At 75.6% G+C, this 3,703-nt stretch carries 3 protein-coding genes and 1 pseudogene; 3 read left to right on the forward strand and 1 reads right to left on the reverse strand.

The features are described 5' to 3' along the window. Together UW392_RS22620 and UW392_RS22625 are read left to right on the forward strand one after the other, a co-directional pair. A pseudogene (locus tag UW392_RS22620) lies at positions 1 to 1,274 on the forward strand (family 2 glycosyl transferase); the annotation flags it as partial. Next, positions 1,271 to 2,761 (forward strand): DUF5719 family protein, encoded by a 1,491-nt coding sequence (locus UW392_RS22625; RefSeq protein ID WP_320776905.1) that lies wholly within the window; start codon positions 1,271 to 1,273, stop codon positions 2,759 to 2,761. The pseudogene UW392_RS22620 and the gene UW392_RS22625, both read left to right, overlap by 4 nt. 59 nt (positions 2,762 to 2,820) lie before the next feature. On the opposite strand, the gene UW392_RS22630 is transcribed toward UW392_RS22625, so the two are convergent. Continuing rightward, positions 2,821 to 3,285, reverse strand: a complete 465-nt coding sequence (locus UW392_RS22630; protein ID WP_320776906.1) for a metallopeptidase family protein — start codon at positions 3,283 to 3,285, stop codon at positions 2,821 to 2,823. 268 nt (positions 3,286 to 3,553) lie between these two features. On the opposite strand from UW392_RS22630, the gene UW392_RS22635 reads away from it, so the two are divergent. Then, positions 3,554 to 3,703 (forward strand): DUF3499 family protein (locus UW392_RS22635; protein WP_320776907.1); only part of this gene is annotated, 150 nt, incomplete at its 3' end.

The raw sequence follows: 3,703 nt of genomic DNA on the forward strand, positions 1-3,703 counted from the left end.
CGGTGGCCGCGCTCATAGCGTTCGCCGCCGCCGCGGGCCCGCTGCTGGCGGCCGCCGGCTGGATGATCGGCGGCGCCGACGGCCCGCTGCAGCGGCGCGACCCCGTGCAGGTGCCCGCGTTCGTCGCGGAGGAGAGCGGCACCCGCGACCAGGCCCGCACCCTGGTCCTCGACAGCGACTCGTCCGCCTCGGTCGGCTACACCCTGGTCCGCGGTTCCGGCGCCCGCCTCGGCGACGCCGAACTGGCCGCGGCGGCCGGCGGCAACGAGCGGCTCGACAAGGTCGTGGCCAACCTCGTCGCGGGCTCCGGCGCCGACCAGGCCGACGAACTCGGCGGCTTCGCCGTGCGCTACGTCCTCGTCCGCGAGGGCACGCCCCGTGAGGTCGGCCGCGTCCTGGACGCCACGCCCGGTCTCAGCCGGCTCGGCGAGCAGGACGGCAGCGCGCTGTGGCGCGTGGACCGGCAGGTGGCCCGCGCGACCGTCGTCCCCGCCTCCGGCACGGGCGAGCCGGAGCCCGTCGCGGCCGGCCCCGTGGACATCCACACCACCCTTCCCGAGGGCGGCGCGGGCCGCGTCCTGCGCCTCGCCGACACCGCCGACGAGGGCTGGACCGCCACCCTCGACGGCAAGCCGCTCACCCGCGTCACGGTCGACGGCTGGGCCCAGGGCTTCGAACTGCCCGCGGGCGGCGGGAGGCTGGACGTCACCTACGAGGCGCCGCTGAGCCACACCGGCTGGCTGTGGGCCCAGGGCGCGCTCGCCGTCGTCCTGGTGGTGCTCGCCCTGCCGGGCCGCCGCCGGGACGTCGACGACGACCTCCCCGAGGAGCCCGTCGTCCCCGCCCAGGACCTCACCGGCGACGGCCGCCGGGCGCGCCGCCTGCGTGCCCAGGCCGAGGCGGAACAGGCCGGGGCCGCGCACGCGGAGGCCGGTCGGGACGACGACGCCACCCAGCCGCCCGCCGGGCAGGAGGTGCCGGAGCCGACCGGCGTCCCCCAGCAGCAGGAGTACGGCGCCTGGGACACGCCGGGTCACGCGGGCACCGAGTACGGCGGGTACGGCACCGACGCGTACCAGCAGGGCCAGCAGTACCCCGCGGGCGGCTACCAGCAGCCCTACCAGGCGGATCCCTACCAGGGCGCCCAGTACGACCCGTACGCCTACGGGGACACGAACGGTCCGTACGGCCAGACGTACGAGCAGGGCTACGAGGCGCCGTACGACCCGGCGCGCGGCACCGACAGTGAGCGCCCCGACGGAGGCCGGCAGTGAACCGCACCACCCTGTCCCTGATCGCCGGCGCCACCGCGCTCGCCGCGGTCACCGGCTTCGCCGCGCTCACCGAGCCCGCCGCACCCGCCGGGTCCACCGCCGGGGCGGCCGCCCGGCTGCCGGTGGAGCGCACGAGCCTGCTCTGCCCGCAGCCGGGCGCATCGGACCTCGCGGAGACCACGTACACGTCCTTCACGCCCGTCACGAAGGGCACCGGGGACGACGGCGAGGCCGCCCTGGTGGCCGCGGACGGGAGCACGGCGGACGGCGGGGACGGCGGCGGGAAGAAGACCGCCGAGCCCGTCCTGGCGCCGAAGGAGCCCGGCAAGCCGGTCACCGCGACCGCCGACGGCGCCGAGTCGCCCGCCCTCGTCGGCATCGCCGAGGGGACGCTGGCGCCCGGGTGGACCGTCCAGCAGACCACCGAGATCGAGGCGGGCGCCGGGCGGGGTCTGCTCGGCACCAACTGCACCGCGCCGGACACCGAGTTCTGGTTCGCCGGGGCCAGTACGGCCGTGGACCGCACCGACTACGCCCACCTGACCAACCCGGACGACTCCGCCGCCGTCGTCGACATCGAGCTGTACGGCAAGGACGGCGAGCTGGAGACGACCGTCGGGGAGGGCATCACGGTCCCGGGGCGCTCCGACGAGTCCGTGCTGCTGTCCACGCTCACGGACGCCGCGGAGACGGACCTGACCGTGCACGTCAGCGTGCGCAGCGGGCGCGTCGCGGCGGCCGTCCAGGCCCTGGACGACGAGCTGGGCGGCGACTGGCTGGCGCCGACGGCCGACCCGTCGGGCAGCCTGGTCCTGCCGGGCATCCCCGAGGACGCCACGGAGGTGCGGCTGGTGGCCTTCGTGCCGGGGAACACGGACGCCGACCTGAAGGTGCGCCTGGCCTCGCCCACGGGACAGATCACTCCGGTGGGCCACGAGACGCTCCACGTGAAGGCCGGCATGACGGCCGCCGTCGACCTGGGCGACGTCACCCGCGGCGAGGCCGGTTCGCTGGTGCTGACGCCGACGAGCGTGTCGACCCCCGTGGTCGCCGCCGTGCGGGTGGTCCGCGGCAAGGGCGACGACCGGGAGACGGCGTTCGTCCCGGCGAGCCGTCCGGTGGGCACGCGCGCGTCGGTCGCGGGCAACAGCGAGAAGGGCACCACGCTGGCCGTGACCGCTCCCGAGGCCGCCGCCGAGGTCGAGGTGACCGCGTCCGCGGGCAGCGGGGGCGGCACGGCGGCGACGAAGACGTACAAGATCCCGGCGGGCACGACGCAGCACGTGGAGGTGCCCGTCCCGAGCGGTCTGAAGGGCACGTACGCGCTGACGGTCGAGCCGGTCTCCGGGGGGCCCGTCCACGCCTCCCGCACGCTGGTGGCGGATTCCGGCGACGGCGTGGGCTTCACGGTGCAGATGCTGCCGGACGACCGGGGGACCGTGGCGGTGCCGGAGGCGGAGGAGGACCTGTCGGTGCTGCTCCGCTAGGGCGGCGCCCGCGGTGGGCGGGCGCCCGCGACGGGGTGGGCCCGCGGTGGGGCGGGTCCTCAGTCCTCGCCGTCGCCGTCGCCGTAGCGGGGGTCCACCGTCTCCGGGGTGAGGCCGAGGAGTTCGGCGACCTGCTCCACCACGATCTCGTGGACCAGTGCGGCGCGCTCGTCGCGGCCCTTGGTGCGGATCTCGACCGGGCGGCGGTAGACGACGACACGCGCGCGGCCGCCCTCCTGGGCCGGGACCGTGCCCCCGAGGGGGACGGCCTCGTCGTTCCAGGCGGTGCCCGGGCCGTCCAGGCGCGGCACCTCGAGGACGAGGAAATCGATGTCGGCCAGTTGCGGCCAGTGCCGCTCCAGCCGCTCCACGGAGTCCTGCACCAGATCCGCGAACACCTCGGCGCGGCTCGCCGAGAGGGGCACCTGCGGCGGTGCGACAGGACCGCGCATGCCCCTGCCGTGCCGGTCGCGGCGGCGGGGCCCGGGCGCGGCGGCACGGGGCGGTACGGCGTTGTCGGTCACCCGGGAAGCGTATGCCTCACCAGGGGTGCGGCGCCGGGTGTCCGCGCCCGTCCCCGGTCGTGTCGGCGCATGTCCGATCAAGCCAAGCTCGGGCTCGTTTCCGTATCTTTCCAAGACGGGCGAACTTACGGCAATTGACCTAGTTCGCGAGGGAAAGCGATCGACCCTGATGGCGTTCGGCATTGTGGACAAACGGCTCCGACCTGGTCGTAAAGGTGCGCCCCGTGGGGTGTGTGAGGTGCTTCACGGCGCGACACGGTCGGGTGACGTGGAGGGGAGTCGTCGCGGCCCGCTCAAGAGTGCGGTACCGTCCAACGTCGTGAGCCCTGTACGTCGCTGTTCGCGCACCGCTTGCGGCCGTCCCGCCGTAGCGACGCTGACGTACGTCTACGCCGACTCGACCGCGGTCCTCGGCCCG

The organism is Streptomyces sp. CRN 30 (assembly GCF_034105845.1).